The 15,021-nt window shown below is 71.1% G+C and carries 11 protein-coding genes and 1 other RNA gene; 10 read left to right on the top strand and 2 right to left on the bottom strand.

Going from position 1 to position 15,021, the window contains the following annotated elements; genetic code table 11:
• The first annotated feature begins 40 nt into the window (after positions 1-40).
• From F8568_RS00560 to ssrA, 4 genes are all read left to right on the top strand, one after another.
• On the top strand, positions 41-1,210 hold the full coding sequence (locus F8568_RS00560; protein WP_151590034.1) for a S41 family peptidase: 1,170 nt from the start codon (positions 41-43) through the stop codon (positions 1,208-1,210).
• A gap of 5 nt (positions 1,211-1,215) precedes the next feature.
• Positions 1,216-1,689: an SsrA-binding protein SmpB gene (gene smpB, locus F8568_RS00555; RefSeq protein ID WP_151541267.1), complete on the top strand. Its 474-nt coding sequence runs from the start codon at positions 1,216-1,218 to the stop codon at positions 1,687-1,689.
• Positions 1,690-1,697: 8 nt separating this feature from the next.
• A complete protein-coding gene (locus tag F8568_RS00550) occupies positions 1,698-3,692 on the top strand; it encodes a penicillin-binding transpeptidase domain-containing protein (RefSeq protein ID WP_236008225.1) in 1,995 nt (664 codons plus the stop codon).
• 326 nt (positions 3,693-4,018) lie between these two features.
• Positions 4,019-4,391: a transfer-messenger RNA gene (gene ssrA, locus F8568_RS00545) on the top strand.
• A gap of 79 nt (positions 4,392-4,470) precedes the next feature.
• Here ssrA and F8568_RS00540 read toward each other — a convergent pair.
• Positions 4,471-4,824, bottom strand: coding sequence for a hypothetical protein (locus F8568_RS00540; protein ID WP_151590032.1), 354 nt, complete (start codon positions 4,822-4,824; stop codon positions 4,471-4,473).
• On the opposite strand from F8568_RS00540, the gene F8568_RS00535 reads away from it, so the two are divergent.
• A complete protein-coding gene (locus F8568_RS00535) occupies positions 4,817-5,323 on the top strand; it encodes a GNAT family N-acetyltransferase (protein ID WP_151590030.1) in 507 nt (168 codons plus the stop codon). The two genes, F8568_RS00540 and F8568_RS00535, sit on opposite strands and share 8 nt — an antisense overlap.
• An 89-nt stretch (positions 5,324-5,412) precedes the next feature.
• On the top strand, positions 5,413-6,654 hold the full coding sequence (locus tag F8568_RS00530; RefSeq protein ID WP_328600656.1) for an FxsB family cyclophane-forming radical SAM/SPASM peptide maturase: 1,242 nt from the start codon (positions 5,413-5,415) through the stop codon (positions 6,652-6,654).
• A gap of 23 nt (positions 6,655-6,677) precedes the next feature.
• Here the strand turns inward: F8568_RS00530 and fxsT are convergent, their stop codons facing one another.
• Complete coding sequence (gene fxsT / locus F8568_RS00525; RefSeq protein ID WP_328600655.1) at positions 6,678-9,167, bottom strand: FxSxx-COOH system tetratricopeptide repeat protein; 2,490 nt, start codon at positions 9,165-9,167, stop codon at positions 6,678-6,680.
• A 339-nt stretch (positions 9,168-9,506) separates the two neighbouring features.
• Here fxsT and F8568_RS00520 point away from each other — a divergent pair, with 339 nt between their 5' ends.
• The 4 genes from F8568_RS00520 to F8568_RS00505 all read left to right on the top strand — a co-directional run bounded on the left by F8568_RS00520 (position 9,507) and on the right by F8568_RS00505 (position 15,019).
• Positions 9,507-9,677 carry a hypothetical protein gene (locus F8568_RS00520; RefSeq protein WP_160573448.1) on the top strand — a complete coding sequence of 57 codons (171 nt, stop codon included), beginning with the start codon at positions 9,507-9,509 and terminating at the stop codon, positions 9,675-9,677.
• Between the two features lie 175 nt (positions 9,678-9,852).
• Positions 9,853-11,508, top strand: coding sequence for an nSTAND1 domain-containing NTPase (locus F8568_RS00515; RefSeq protein ID WP_151590026.1), 1,656 nt, complete (start codon positions 9,853-9,855; stop codon positions 11,506-11,508).
• 280 nt (positions 11,509-11,788) lie between these two features.
• Positions 11,789-13,369 carry an MFS transporter gene (locus F8568_RS00510; protein ID WP_151590024.1) on the top strand — a complete coding sequence of 527 codons (1,581 nt, stop codon included), beginning with the start codon at positions 11,789-11,791 and terminating at the stop codon, positions 13,367-13,369.
• Between the two features lie 177 nt (positions 13,370-13,546).
• Entirely contained in the window at positions 13,547-15,019 is a 1,473-nt protein-coding gene (locus F8568_RS00505; protein ID WP_151590022.1) for a VMAP-C domain-containing protein, read from the top strand.
• The last annotated feature ends 2 nt before the right edge of the window (positions 15,020-15,021 follow it).

Below are 15,021 nucleotides of genomic sequence, written 5' to 3'. Positions count from 1 at the left end.
CGGCGGAGGGCCGCACGGCCGCGGTTTTACACTTGCGGTCATGTCCGCCCCCGGCCGCCTGCTGCGCGGCGCCGCCGTCGCCACCGCGATCCTGTGCGCCTACGGGCTCGGCGTGCTGAGCGGCGAGGGCCGCCCGGACCGCCGGGCCGCCGCGGGCGGGTCGGTGCTGGACGAGGCCGCCGCGAAGATCGGCAGCCGGGCCGCGCACCCGGTCGGCCGCGGCGAGCTCGACCGCGCCGCCATCGAGGGCATGCTCCGCGGCCTCGGCGACAAGTGGGCCCGCTACTACCCGGCCGCCCGGTACGACGACATGGAGGGCCGCCTGAACGGCCGCTACAGCGGCGTCGGCATCTGGCTCGGCAGCGCCGACGGCGACCCGCGGGTGCGGGTCGCGAGCGTCCAGCCGGGCACCGCCGCCGCCCGCGCCGGGGTCCTCGCCGGCGACATCGTGACCGCGGTCGGCGGCGCCCCGGCCGACGGCTGGGACGTGACGCGCGTCGGCGCGGCGCTGCGCGGACGTCCCGGCGACGCCGTCGAACTCACGGTGCTGCGCGGGCGTCGGACAGAGCGGTTCCATCTCGTCCGCACGCCCGTCTCCGGAGGCGACGTCACCGTGACCGACCTGCCAGGGCACGTCCGGCTGATCCGCGTCGGCGCCTTCACCCGCGGCACCGGACGGCAGGTCCGCGCCGCGGTGACCGGCCGGTCGCCGTCCGGCGACCCATCCGGCGGGGTCATGCTCGACCTGCGCGGCGACCCCGGCGGACTGCTGGACGAGGCGGTCGAGACGGCGTCGGCGTTCCTGCCCGGCGGCCTCGTCGTGACCTACGAGCCGCGCGGCGGGCCCGCCCAGCGGCGCACGGTCACCGCGCCGGGCGACGCGCGGGTCCCGCTCGTCGTGCTGGTCGACGCCGGGACCGCCAGCGCCGCCGAGGTGGTCGCCGGCTCCCTGCGCGACCGGGACCGTGCGGTGATCATAGGATCGCGTACGTACGGGAAGGGCTCGGTGCAGGAGTCGGTCGGGCTGACCGACGGATCGGCGATCGAGCTGACCGTGGGTCGCTACCGCACCCCGGGCGGCCGTAACCTCGACGGGGTCGGGATCGAACCCGACGTGGCGGTCTCCGCCGACCGCCCTCCCTCAGTGGCCGAGCAGCGCGGCCGGGACGTGCTGCGCGGCCTGCTCGCGACGACGCCGGACAAGGACTGATCACAGTGCCACGCGACACAGGGCGCAAGCTCATCGCCCAGAACAAGCGTGCCCGCTACGACTACCACATCGACGACACGTGGGAGGCGGGCATGGTGCTGATGGGCACCGAGGTCAAGGCGCTGCGCGCCGGCCGCGCCTCGCTCGCCGACGGCTACGCCCACGTGATGGACGGCGAGGTGTGGCTGGAGAACGTGCACATCCCCGAGTACACGCAGGGCACCTGGACCAACCACGCGCCGCGCCGCCGCCGCAAGCTGCTGCTGCACCGGCGCGAGATCGGCAAGATCATCGCCAAGTCGTCCGAGCCGGGCTGGACACTGATCCCGCTGGCGCTGTACTTCAAGGACGGTAAGGCCAAGGTCGAGATCGGCCTGGCCCGTGGTAAGAAGGCCTACGACAAACGCCAGGCCATCGCCAAGCGGGAAGCCGACCGGGAGATGCAGAAGGCGGCGGCCGCCCGGTTCAGGAGACGGTAGGGGTGTCGATGACCAACCGCGGCCGCGGGCGCCTCCCGCGCCTCCCGCTCAGGCGGCTCCCGCGCGGGAGCCGCACCGTGCGCCGCCGGGCCGTCTCGCTGGCGGCCTGCGGGGCCCTCGTCGGCACGTTGACGACGGGCTGCTGGGCGGAGGAGTCCGCGATGCCCGCCGTCCGCGACTTCCTGATCGCCTGGCAGGTCGGCAACTACCCGGCCGCCGCGAAGAAGACCGTCGGCACCGACCGCAAGGCGGTGGCGTCCGCGCTCGGCGCCGTCCGCGCCCAGCTGGACGCGGCGTCGCTGCGGCTGTCGCTCGGCGTCTCGGGCGACCAGGGCCGCGTCGACGACGCCAAGGTCAAGGCGATCGCCAAGAACGGCGACGACGCCGACGCGCGGTTCTCGGTGAAGATCGACCTCGGCGAGAACGGGCAGCCCTGGGAGTACCTCGGCCACATGCACCTGCGCCGGATCGGCGGCAAGTGGAAGGTCGTCTGGAACCCCTCGATCATCAATCCGCAGCTAGGTCCCGGCCAGCGCCTCGCCGTGGTCTCCGACGTGCCGAAACGCGCCGCGATCGAGGACGGCTCCGGCCACAGCATGCTGCACGAGGTGTACTCCTACGACATCGGCGTGGTCCCGGGGCGCCTCGCCGACGCGCAGGCCACCATCGACCAGCTCGCCAAGGTGGCCAAGTTCGGCGGCGGCCGGCGGCTGGACTCCGAGCGGCTGCTCGGCCGGGTCCGCTCGGCCCCGCCGCAGAAGTTCCTGTCGCTGCTGACCCTGCGCTACCCCGAGCAGAGCGCGCTGGCCCAGCGGCTGAAGCAGGTCCCCGGACTGAAGATCAACGCCATCAAGGCGCCGAGCGCCCCGAACTCCGCGCCGGAGCTGGTCGGCGAGCTCGGCCCCGCCACCGCCGACCTCCTCCAGCAGGTCGGCGCCCCGTACCAGCCGGGCGACACCATCGGCGTCAGCGGCATCCAGCTCCTCCAGCAGCGCCGCCTCGCCGGGACCCCCAGCATCAGCGTCGTCGCGCAGGACCCCTCCGGGAAGACCACCCAGGTGCTGAAGAGCTGGCCCGGGGCGGCGCCGCAGCCGGTCTCCACCACCCTCGACCCGACCGTCCAGCACAAGGCCGACAACGCGCTGAAGGGGGTGCCCTACCCCGCGTCCCTGGTGGCGCTGCGTCCGAACACCGGCCAGGTCGTGGCCGTCTCCAACCGCGGCACCGGCGGCGAGAACCGCGCGTTCGAGGCGCACTACCAGCCCGGCCTGGCGTTCGGGATCGTGTCCGCCGAGGCGCTGTTCGCGCAGGGCGGCGTGAAGCAGAACACCAAGACCTCGTGCCCGGCCGGCGTGACCGTCGGCGGCAGGACCTTCACCAACAAGGCGCACGCCGACACGTCCTTCGCCAACACCTTCGCCCTCGGCTGCAGGACCACCCTCGCCCAGCTGAGCAGCAAGATCGACGCGCGTGCCCTGCAGGCCGAGGCGGCCCAGTTCGGCATCGGCCGCGGGTGGGGCGTCTCCGTCCCGGCGTTCACCGGGTCCCTGCCGCCGCTGACCAGCGAGGGTGCCAAGGCCGCCGCGATGGTCGGCGAGGGCGTCCAGGTCAGCCCGCTCGGCATGGCCCTGGTGGCGGGCGCCGCCCGCGCCGGCACCTGGCGGTCGCCCTACCTGCTCACGGATCCGCCCAAGGCCGCGGACATCCCGGCGCAGACCCTGCCGTCGGACCCCGTCGCCAACCTGACGACCGTGCTGAGCCGCACCGCCTCCAAGGGCGTCGCGCAGGCCGCCCACGTCACCGGCGATGTCGCCGGTACCGCGGCCACCGCCCAGTACACCGAGGGCGGCAAGCAGAAGACGGTCTCCTGGTTCGTCGGCTCCTCCGGCGAGCTCGCGTTCGCCATCGCGATCGAGGGGCCCGTCTCCGCGTCCCAGGTGGCGGCCGCGTTCCTGCGCGGCATCCCCGCCAAGGCCAGGTCGGGGACCGGTAGCGCAGGCTGAGCGTCCCCGCCGGGACTTTGTGATCTCTTTGCCCGGCGGGACGCAACCGTCCCGGGGTCCGGCTGCGTCTTCCCGGGTGACTGAGAAACCGCTCGGGGGGTTGCGGACTCAGTCGCAGTGATGAGACCAGAGCCTCGTCTCGGGGGAGGCTCTGCCGTCCGGACCGGCCTGACCCTGCCGGTCGACCCCGGTGGCGCGACTCGATCACGCCACCGGGGTTCCTGCATGTCCGGGCCCCGCCCGGGAATCACGTTGCTCCGCCGGGCGTTATCCTTGTAACGTCATCGTGCGGACGTCCTGCGGCGGCCGTTTTGACAACTCAACATGGGGGTGACCGGCTTCGACTTCGGTCGTTCGAGCCAGGGGAAGCGGGTCGAGGGTTGCTGTCGTGACCTCGTAAATCCTGTGACAGCAAACCAATAACTGCCAACAAGAAGCAGTCCGAGTTCGCCCTCGCCGCCTGAGCGAGGAGCGAACTCTGTCAGCCCGGGAGCGTCTCCGACCCGGGGCCTGGCATCGTAAGGAGACTCCACCTGCAAGCCCGGTCGCGGGGCCTGTAGGGAAAACCAACAGCGACTGAGTCCGTCGGCGACACGCCTGCGTGAGCGCCGGGACTGAGAAAGCGTCAAGCAGGCTGCACCCGGAGAAGCCCTAGCTCTTCACCGAAGGACGCGGGTTCGATTCCCGCCACCTCCACCCGTGATGACGGATACGGCCCGACCGCTTCAGCGGTCGGGCCGTATCCGTGTCTGCGCCTCCGGAGCTCAGGGGCGGGGCTTCAGGTCGCCATGCGGCCGTCGGAGAGGTGGAGGAGGTCGGTCAGGAGCTCCGAGGCGTTCATCGCGTCGAGGTCGGCGAAGGTCGCGGAGTGATGCGCGCCGGGCCGCCGGGCCGGGTCGTGGCCGGGGATGATGCGGACCTCCTTGATCCGCTGCTCCGGCCAGTCTCCCGGAGCGATGACCGGAATGCCGGGGTCGAGGTCCAGGACGACCGTCCGGGCGCCGGGAAGGCGCCGTGAGATCCAGAAGGACGACCACGTGAGGGTCCTCGACGGCGGGGGCGGGGCCACGGCGTCCGGCGTGCCCGGGGTGGCGTAGATTTCGCGGGTGGGCGTGGAGCTGACGGTGGGCACCCGGGTCCTGCTGCGGCGGGTGCGGGCGGACGACGAGGCCCGGTTCCTCGAACTGGCGGAGGCGAGCGAGGGGCTGCACCGGCCCTGGGTGAGGCTGCCCCGGTCCGCGGGCGAGTTCGCGGCGTACCTCGCGCGGTTCGACCAGGTGACCGCGGTCGGGATGGTGGTCTGCCCGCGCGACGGCGGGGATCTCGCGGGCATGGTGAACATCAACGAGATCGTCCGCGGGTCGTACCAGCGCGGGGTGCTGGGCTACGCGGCGTTCCTGCCGCACGCCGGCCGGGGCTACATGACCGAGGGGGTCGCGCTGGCCGTCCGGTACGCGTTCGATCAGTTGGGGCTGCACCGGGTGGAGGCGGACATCCAGCCGGGGAACGTGGAGTCGCTGCGGCTGGCCGAGCGGCTCGGCTTCCGCCGGGAGGGGTTCTCGCCCGCGTACATCAAGATCGACGGTACGTGGAGAGACCATGAGCGGTGGGCCTTGACGAACGAGAGTTGATCGCGTTTATTGATCAAGTAAGCCCGATATATCAGTACAAAATGCAAGCGCAGCGCCGCGTCTTGGTCTCACCTAGGAGGTCGGCAAGCGTGGGCGTCCGCAGCGACGAACCCGGCCAGGAGATCGAGTGGCCGGGTGCGCTGGACGTGCGCGCCCTCCTGGAAGGCGGCTGGCGCCCCACCCCGATCCGCGACTTCATCCTCAAGGTGCACAGCAGGTGCAACCTGGCCTGCGACTACTGCTACATGTACGAGATGGCCGACCAAGGCTGGCGGCGGCAGCCCCGGCGGATGTCGCGCCAGGTCGTCGGGTGGGCGGCGGAGCGCATCGCCGAGCACGCGCGGATGAACCTGCTGCCCGAGGTCGAGGTCGTCCTGCACGGTGGCGAACCGCTCCTCGCGGGCGTCGAGCACCTGCGGCACGCCGTCGAGACGATCCGCACCGCAACCGAACCCGATGTGCACGCGGGCTTCAGCGTGCAGACCAACGGCGTCCTGCTGGACGAGATGTTCCTCGACCTGTTCGCCGAGTACGGCGTCAGCGTGGGCGTCAGCGTCGACGGCGACGAGGAGGGCCACGACCGGCACCGGCGGCGCGCGAACGGGCGGGGCAGCTACCAGGACGTGCGCGCGGGCCTGCGGCGGCTGACCGGGCCCCGGTACCGGCACCTGTTCGGCGGGCTCCTCAGCACCATCGAACTGGGCAACGACCCGATCGCCACCTACGAGGCGCTGCGGGAGTTCGAGCCGCCGGAGATGGACTTCCTGCTGCCGCACGGGAACTGGGACGCGCCGCCTCCGGGCCGTTTCCCGGACGAGTCGGCGCCGTACGGGGACTGGCTCATCGCCATCTTCGACCGCTGGTACGAACGTGACGCCGACCGGGTGCGGATCCGGCTGTTCAGCGAGATCATCCGGCTGCTGTTCGGGCGGATGTCCGCCAGCGAGGCCGTGGGGCTGTCCCCGGTGGCCGTCGCCGTGGTGGAGACCAACGGCGAGATCGAACAGGTCGACTCGCTGAAATCGGTCTATGACGGGGCGGCGGGCACCCGGCTGCACGTGTCCCGCGACCCGTTCGACACCGTGCTGTCGCTGCCGTCCGTCGCCGCCAGGCAGATCGGCCGGCGGGCGCTCTCGGCGCAGTGCCTCGCCTGCGACGCGCACGAGGTGTGCGGCGCGGGCCTCTACCCGCACCGCTACAAGTCGGGCACGGGGTTCCGGAATCCGTCGGTGTACTGCCGCGACCTGCTGAAACTGATCACCCACATCCGCGACGTCCTCAGCCGCGACCTCGCGGCGCTGAGAACGGAGCCGGCGGTCACCGTCGGGTGACCGCCGGTCCCGGCAGGGGCCTTCTAGATCGGCGGCGGGTCGAAGTCGGCGTCGAGACGGCGTCCCTCCAGGAAGACCTGGGCGTCGGGGTGCTCGAGCGTGAGGGTGTGGCGGTAGGCCTGCTCGGTCTCGGCGAACAGCGCGTCGGCATCCTCGTCCCGGCCGAGCGCGCGCAGGTTCGCCACGGTGTTCGCGGCGGCGGACAGCGTCAGCGGATGCTCCTCGCCCACAAGGGCGCGGAGCCGGCGCATCGTGCCGGAGCAGAGCCTGTGCGCCGCTTCCACCTCGCCCAGTTCCGCGAGGTCGCTGGCCAGGTTGAGCGCCACGGTGAGGGAGTAGTGGTGGTCGCGGGAGAGCTTGAACTCCAGGCCCGCCAGCGCCTTCTCGTTCGTCTTGCGGGCCAGGCCCACGTCGCCCGTGACCCGCTGCAGGATCGCCAGGTTCCCCGAGCAGGCGTGGTAGTACGGGTGCTCGGCGGGATAGACGCGCGGATAGCGGCGGACGGTGTCCTCCGCGAGCGTCAGTGCGTCCTGGAACTCGCCCATCGTGCGGCGGATGTTCGCCAGGCACGTCGCGGCGGCCAGGGTGTCCGGGTGGCCGACGCCGAAGGCCCGCACGTAGCGCTGATGGACGTCCTCCCCGACCTCCAGGGCCCGCTCGTAGTCGCCCGCGCGGCGCCAGGCGATGGACAGGTCCTTGCCGGTGCGCAGCGTCCACGGATGGTCGGGGCCGAGGCTCTCGACGCTGAAGGCGTAGGCGTCCTCGCCGAGGTCGCAGGCCTCGGAGAAGTCCCCGCTCAGCCGGACCGCCCGCGCCAGCCCGGTGTAGATGTTGGTGTAGGCGCTCGGGTCCTGGGCTTGGCCCCCGGCCACGAGCACGTCCCGGTAGACCTGTTCGAGAAGGGTTCGGGCCTGGTTGTAGTTGCTCCGCAGCCCGTAGTCGAGCGCCACGCTGTTGATGGCTCGCCAGAGGGTGAAGCCCTTCTCGCCCGCCTTGGCCTCGATCCGGCGCAGCGCCTCCTGGTCGCTCTCGAAGGCCTGCTGGAAGTCGCCGCTCGATCGCAGATCGGTGGCTCGCCCGCGCAGGGCGCGCAGCGTGGTCTCGTGGTCGGGGCCGAGCGTCTTCTCGGCCGCGTCCAGCGTCTGCAGGCCGCGCTCGGTGGCGTCCGGGTACTGCCCGAGTTCGCGCAGGAGGTTGCCCATTTCCACGTGGAGCCTGAGGACGTTCTCGTGGTCGGCGCCGGACGAGGCGGTCCATTCCTCGAGGAAGGACTCCACGAAAATGCGCGCGGAGCCGTAGTCGCCCGACGCGTAGAGGTAGGTGATGAGATTGAGGGAGAGGTCACGCACCACCGGGTCCTGGCATTGCGCGACCCCGGCCGGCTCGAAGTGGCCGAGTGCGTTCAGGTACTTCTGCCAGTTCACCGAGTCGTTCGGGTCGGACTTGGTGTACTCCGCCAGCAGCAGGTGGACCTCGTGCCGGAGGCGCCCCTGCTCCGCCTCCGACAATTCGTCGCGGACGAGCGCCTGGATCAGCCGGTGGACCTGAATGGTCCGGGCGGGGAGGTCGAGCCGTGCGAGAGCGAAGCGTCCCAGTTCACCAATGGCCCGGCTCAGCCGGATCGGGTCGCGGATCAGGTCCGCGAGTCCCGCGCTGAGACCGGGCACCGCCTTGCTGAAGGCGTCGCGCGGGATCGGCTCGGGGCCGAAGAACGCGCAATAGCGCAGAAGTTCCAGGGCCTCCGGCATCTTCTCTTCGAGACTGGCGACGGAAAGGGCCCACGCGGCCGTCATCGACACCGGATATTCGGTCGGCTTGCCCTGGGAGAGCAGCTGGCTCGTGCGCTCTCCGAGAAGCTGCAGATAGTCCGATACCGCGATGCCGGTCTCCGCGTGGAGCGCGCCCGCCTGCTCCAGGGCGAGCGGAAGGTCGCCCAGTTCCTCCGCGAGCCGGTCGGCGTTCTCCGTGCTGATGCCGCGGGGCACCCGGCGCGTGAGGAACTCGATGCTCTCCTCGCGGGTGAAGACGTCGATCGGGACCGCGTCGACGACCCCCGCCCAGCGGTGGTTCCGCGAGGTGATCAGGACGTGGCCGGGGCCCTGCGGGAGCGTCTCGGTCAGCTCCTCGGGCTCGTCGGCGTTGTCGAAGATCAGCAGCCAGTTGGTGTAGGGCTCGCCGCGGCGCAGCGCGTCCAGGACGGCGTTCGCGGCGTCCTCGACGCCGCTCACGGACGCCGAGGGGAGGCCGAGGGGCTGCGCGAGGCTGGCGAGCGAGGAGCGCACCAGGACGGGCTGGTCGGCCGGGATCCACCAGACGAGGTCGTACGCGGATCTGTACCGGTAGGCGTACTCGACCGCCATCTGCGTCTTGCCGACACCGCCGAGACCGTGCAGCGCGTGCGGAACGACCGCCGTGACCCGGTTGGCCAGGCCTCCGCGTAGCCGCTCGAGCAGATCCGTCCGGCCGGTGAAGTTCTTGTTCCGCGGGGGAACCTTGCCCCAGATCTGGGGCACGCGATCCGTGGCGAACGATGAATCCGGCTGTGCGTTGGTCACTCGATCCCCCTGCGCCACGCCCGCGCCCCCACCGGACACGCCGCATCACGTCGTGGTCAAGTAATTCCGTCAATGAAGATAGTGTATTGAGGCTGCTCGTACCAGTCTGTGTCAGGTGACACACGGATCATGAGGCCATTTTCGGACGTCTTCATCGCGATTGTGTTCGGTCCGCATGGCGGCGGCATCCGTCCTATGGCTTTGCGGGCGGCTTTCTGAGACCATGGTCACGAACTCCATACCGTCATGCGGCGGCGTGGATGTGGCTCCGCGGTGTCGACGTTGGAGGAGACGCTGATGCAGGAAGGTTCCTTCCGCCTTACCGACCGGCTTCCGAGCACCGACCTGGCCCTTTCCAGCGCACCCGGTCTCCGGCGGGCCGCGATGGAGGTGTCCCGGCAGAACCCGGCCGTCCGCGGATTCGACAACAGGCTCGCCCCCAAGCGGAGTGCTCTTCGCGGCGTATGAGCCGGTGAACGCGGCCGAAGGCCGTCCCGGGCGATCGGAACGGTGATGGGGCGAGGGCGTTCACCGCATTCGGCGCCGGGCGGAACGGCGGTGCGTTATTCTCGGCAGACCTGGGCATCCTGAATCCGATGTCGCCGAAGCTCTCCAGCGGATATCCGCTCCTGGGGACGGAACGATGATCGCGCCAGCTCATCCTTACGGTCCGCGTGCCGACGCCGGTCGCCGCGCGTTCGATGAGCCCGATCGAGAGGCCTTCCGCGGCCGGACCCGGGAGACCGGCGAGGTCCGGGGGACGTGGGCGCAGAGCCGGCTCACCGTGCTCCACGGAGGCGCCGGCGTCGGCAAGACCTCGCTGCTGCGCGCGGGCGTCGTGCCGGAACTGCGGGACAAGGGGGCGAACGTGCTGCCCGTCGCGCATGTCGCGTACCGGCCCGCGTTCCCGGTGGCGGCGCTGCCGGAGCACAACCACTTCCGCCTCGCCGTGCTCGGGTCGTGGTACCCGCGGGCGTCACCGATACAAATCTCCGAACTGCCGATCGGGCCGTTCCTGCGCAAGCACCGCCGGCTCGACCGCCTCGGCGGACGGCTGCCGACCCTCGCCGCCATCGACGGCGCGGAGGCGCTGCTGCGGACCTCGCCCCGGCACGAACGGCATCGGCGGGCGTTCCTCGACGACCTGACGGCCCTCATGAAGGAGGAGCCGGACCTGCATCTGCTGCTGGCCGTGCGCGACGACGCCGTCGACGAGGCGCTCGAACTGGCCGCGCGGCTGGGCCAGCCGTCGCCGGCGATGTGCTCCCTCGGCCCGCTGACGCCCGGCGCGGCGCACGAGGCGGCGGGCGCGCTGCTGCGCGGTGCCGGCCGGAACGCCGAGGACCTCGCCGCGGCTCTGGTGCGGGAACTGCGGACGGTCCGGACGGCGGGCGGCGTCCAGACGACGTCGCGGGTCGAGCCCGCCCTGCTGCAACTCGTCTGCGTCCTGCTGTCGGAGGGCCTGCCGGGCGACGCCGAGATCTCCGCGGAACGGCTGCACGGCGAGGTGGACCGGGTGCTCGCCGAGTTCTGCTCGCACAGCCTCGCCACGATCGCCGCCGACCACAGCCTTCCGCCGGAGCACGTCCTGTCCTGGTTCCGCGGCGTGTTCGGCGGGCCCCGGGGGCGTGCCGGCGTCCTCGAAGCGCGGCTGTGGGACGACGTGCCGAAGGCGGTCGTCGACGCCGTCCAGGACCGCCACCTCATCCGGGCGCGCCTGCGCGGCCAGGAGCGCTACCACGAACTGCAGCATCCCCGGCTCATCGAGCCGCTCGGCAGGCTCGGCGGCAGGGCCGTCCCCATCCGGCGCCCGGGCCCGTCGATCCGCCTGCGCCAGGCCCACCGGGCGCTCCTGGACGGCGATCCGGAGCTCGCCCGGCGCCATACCGACGCGGCCGTCCGGGCCTGCGGCGAGGGTGACCTGAAGGTCCGCGCCGCCGCGACCACCTTCCTCGGCGACATCGCCTACGAGCAGGGGGACGCCTCGACGGCGATCTCGCGCTACCGCGAGGCCGCGACGATCTGCGAGGCCGTCCCGGACAACGCCGGTGTCGGGTGGCTGCTGGCCGGAACGGGCCGGATCCTGCTGGCGAGCGACGCGGGGGCGGCCGTGCGGCAGCTCCAGGCCGCGGCGAGCCGGCTGCCGCACGAGCTGTCGATCCAGACCGCGCTCGGGCAGGCGCTCTGGCGGTCCGGGCGGACGCGTGCCGCCCGCGCGGTGCTCGAGGACGTCCTCGGCCAGGACAGCCGCAATCGCGAGGCCCTCATCGCCAAGCGGGCCCTCACCGGCACGGCGTGACCGGCATGCGGGTGATCGCGTTCTGAAGCAAAGTGATCACTTGCCGCAATGAAAGTGCGGCATTGTCGTTCCTTCAATGCCCCTGCATACCCGTTTGTCGTGGTAGCGGATGTGGACAGGACTTTAAGTGGCCTTGGAGTGCCGATGTAAATTTTTTGATAACCTTCAGGTAGTTAATGCTCACGTCTGTCTGGTTTGCGGCTTTTATCCGGGTTGATACTCGTTGTCTATTAGTACACCGTCGGATGCCGATTGCCGTGGAGGTCAGGGAGGGCAATCGGTGACCACCGTGCCATCCGGTGCCGAGAGCGAGTCCGGCGCGCCGGAATCCGGAACCCCTTCCGGTGGCGGAGGCTGGCGCGGCGACTTCGCCATTCTGTCGACGGCGTCCGCGGTGTCGCAGCTCGGTTCGATGGGCGTGGCCGCCGCGGGGCCGCTGCTCGCGCTCTTCCTGACCCGGTCGCCGATCGCCGCTGGTTACGTCACCGCGGCCAGTGTCGTCCCGGGGCTGCTGCTCCATGTGGTGGCCGGGGTGGTGGTCGACCGGATCGACCGTCGAAAAGTGATGCTGGCGAGTCAGCTGGTCCGGATCATCTCGGCCCTGGCCACCTGTCTGTGCCTGCTCTTCCTGGAAGATCCTGTTTACTTTCTCATCGCGGCCGCGTTCATCGACGGTTCATGCGCCGTCTTCTATGAGATCGCGGAAATCGCCGCGGTGCCCGATCTGGTCGGCGAGGAGTCGTTGAACGCGGCCATCGGCACCAACGAGGCCAAACTCAACGCCTCGATGTTCCTCGGCCGCCCCTTGGGCGGCATGCTGCTCGCCATAAATCCGGTCATGCCCTGGCTTGTGGACGCATGCACCTCCTTCTTTCCTTTTATGACCTTGGTGGTCAAAAAGCGGCTCCTGAGCCGGGAGGGCGTCGCTGAAAGAATGGAAGGCGCTCCGGTCGGCGAGTTGGCGAGGCCGCCCGGCCCCGTGGCCACGGTGGCGGTGGGGGGCGCGATCCGTGCGCTCCGCCCGGCGTTCGCCCTGCTCGTGCGAGACTCGTTCTCGCGTGCGGTGCTCGCCGTCTGCGTGCTGGCGAACTTCTCCTTCCAGGTGATCGTGCTGCTGCAGATACTGCTGGCCCAGCGGGAAGGCCTGCCGGCCTATGTGGTCGGTGTGCTGCTCTCCTGTTCGGGATTGGGAGGTCTGCTCGGCGCGATCGGTTCATCCTGGCTTCTCCGGCTGACCAGCCCCGGCGCCTCGGTAGTGCTCTGCGCGGTTCTCTGGTTCCCTCTGGTATGGGTGGCGACGAGGCATCACGATCCCGTCATCGGGCTGGGCGCCTGGGGCGTGTGCAGCGTGATCGGTGCGTACATCAATGTCGCGCTCAGGGCACACCAGGCGAAGGCCTTTCCCAGAGAACTCGGCCGTATCACCGGCATCACGCGTTTCCTGAGCGTGGGCGCCGTGGCGCTGGGAGCCCTCAGCGGCGGCTGGATCATCGACTCGGTCGGAATCCCCGGGACCGCATTCATGATCCGCACGGTGTTCGCCGCCTTCGCGATCGTCCTGATCGTGCTCTATTTCAAGGAGGTCTGCGACCTGCTGGTGGTGCTCCTGGGTGTATTGCTGCGCATCTTCGAGTTCACCGCCGCCTGGGCCGGCCTCGCCGTCGTCGCGTTCCTGGCCTCCGCCAGGCGGGTCGGAAAGGGGGTGGGCAGGATCTGGCGAGCGTCCGTCGCGTGGATGGCGCCGGCGAGATCCGATGGCGGGGACTCGGGTTCGCTCCCCGAGCTGGAAAGCTGGCCTGGGAGTACCGTGCCGATTCACCAGAGAGAGGACGTCGGCGCGGTGGGCGCCGGCGGACGCTGATCGGCCATTTCCCCGGGACGGCATCGCGGCCGGTTCTTGGCCGAAGTGTGTCAGGTGACGCGGTTTCGGGTGGCCTGGTTCCGTCATAGTGTGTCGGTTGATTCTCGGGCGCACACGGATGGCCGGCCAGGCGGGATGATCCGCCGCGTGCGGGGCCTGGGGCGGAGGCACGGGGCTTTGATCACGTCGCTGCACGTCGATGACCAGCATCGGCTCGTCGAGGCGGTCCTGCGGATCGACGGGATGAAGGCCCGGCGGGGGCGCGAGGTGCTCCTGGCGGCCCTGGAGCGCGATCTCGGGCACCGGCTCCCCCTCGAGCACCACGACCAGGACCGGCTCGACGTGTGGGCGCTGGTCGACGTCCTGCTCAACTATCCGGGAGCCGCGCAGGCGCTGGTGCGGAACCTGGAGCGGTTCTACAAGAACAGCCTCTCGGTGGCGGCGCTCCGCGATCTCGTCCGCGAGCTGGTCCCGGAACCCTGGCTCGGGCAGGAGGCCCGCCGGGAGCTGCACCAGCTGATGACCACGCTGGAGCGGTTCGACACCGGGCTGACCCACCTCGGCCGGTTCCCCGTGCTGTACCGGCGGGCCGTCGGCCCAGCGTGGCCGCTGCTGGACCGGGAGATGCGCGACCTCCACGACGTCGTCGCGCTGCTCGAGGAGATCCCCGCCGGACCCGACGGGGTGCCGCCGCTGCTGATCTTCGCCGACGACCTGGCGCGGTCCGCCGCCCCGCCGGCGGCGCCCGCCATCCGGGACTGGGTGCGCCGGCAGGCGGTGTTGCAGGGCGTGGACGGCGCGCTCTACCAGCGGCAGAACGCCGAGGTCGAGGCGCGGGCGCGGCCCGAGCCGTCCGAGACCTACCTCATCATCGCGTGCACGCCGGACGCGCTGGAGGCGGACCGGTACCTGGTCACGGCGTGGTTGCAGGTGGACCGCGAACCCGGCAGCACGCTGCAGTGCAGTGACGAGGCGCTGCCGCTCAGCCGGATCCCCGAACTGCTGGAGCGGCTGCTCACCGCGGAGACCTCGGTGCTCGACCGGCCCACCCCCGACCTCACCGTCGAGTTCGTGCTGCCGCGCCCGCTGCTCGGCCACCCGGTCGAGGACTCCAAGATCAAGATCGCGGGGTTCGAGCACCGCATCGGGATCAAGTACCCGGTGGTGGTGCGCAGCCTCGACCGGATGCGGCTGGCCGCGGTCCACCACGACTGGCGGCACAAGTGGTCGGTGCTGCGCGGCAACTCGGCCGACGCGCCCGTCTGCCTGGTCACCCGGCGCGGCGAGTACGACCAGGAGGAGCTGTTCTCCAAGCTGTCGGAGTCGCCGGCCGTCCTCGCGCTCGCGTTCCCGCCCTGGGCGGCGAGCGACGAGCCCGACGAGCACTGGGTCGGGCTGCTGTCCGGCACCCCGGTGATCGCCTGGTGCCGGGACGGCCGCGACCCCGCCCGGTTCGCCCGCGAGGTCAAGGACCTGCTGGCCGCCGACCTGATGAAGCTGCCCCGGCGGACGATGGACCTGCGCCGCCAGGCGCTGTCCGCCGGCGCCGAGGAGGCCGGGGCGGACCACCTCGGGCTCCACCTGACGCTGGTGTTCGACGACGCCGACCGCATTCCCGAGCCGTACGTCCGGCTCCGACCCCCCGCATAGCA

Source organism: Actinomadura physcomitrii (genome assembly GCF_008923205.2).
Classification (GTDB): domain Bacteria; phylum Actinomycetota; class Actinomycetes; order Streptosporangiales; family Streptosporangiaceae; genus Spirillospora; species Spirillospora physcomitrii.
The sequence above is the reverse complement of the archived record's forward strand: the minus strand, read 5'-3'. Positions and strand labels throughout refer to the sequence as shown.

Coding starts and splice junctions, on each gene's coding strand:
- F8568_RS00560 (WP_151590034.1), top strand. CDS start 41: ATGTCCGCCCCCGGCCGCCTGCTGCGCGGCGCCGCCGTCGCCACCGCG.
- F8568_RS00550 (WP_236008225.1), top strand. CDS start 1,698: ATGACCAACCGCGGCCGCGGGCGCCTCCCGCGCCTCCCGCTCAGGCGG.
- F8568_RS00520 (WP_160573448.1), top strand. CDS start 9,507: ATGCAGGAAGGTTCCTTCCGCCTTACCGACCGGCTTCCGAGCACCGAC.
- F8568_RS00515 (WP_151590026.1), top strand. CDS start 9,853: ATGATCGCGCCAGCTCATCCTTACGGTCCGCGTGCCGACGCCGGTCGC.